This is a genomic window from Larkinella sp. C7 (assembly GCF_006149005.1).
Lineage (GTDB): Bacteria > Bacteroidota > Bacteroidia > Cytophagales > Spirosomataceae > Larkinella.
On sequence record NZ_VBSL01000151.1, the window covers coordinates 254 to 462 of the forward strand.

At 44.5% G+C, this 209-nt stretch carries 1 protein-coding gene; it reads left to right on the forward strand.

Annotation, left to right across the window (positions count from 1 at the left end):
- Nucleotides 1-209: DNA gyrase subunit A (locus FH871_RS34860; protein ID WP_212768392.1), on the forward strand; the 209-nt coding region annotated here is incomplete at both ends.

A 209-nucleotide genomic window follows, 5' to 3' on the forward strand; every position in this document is an offset into this window, starting at 1 on the left:
GCTCAAGAGAAGCGAGTTGAAGGGATTACAGCGGTTCGTGATGAGTCCAGCCGAGAAGGGGTTCGTTTTATCATCGAAGTTCGCAGAGATGCATCGGCTAATGTTATTCTCAACAACCTTTTCAAATTGACCAGCCTGCAAACTAATTTTAGTTTCAACATGCTGGCCATTGAAAAGGGTGTGCCAAAGATTCTGTCTCTGCGACAAAT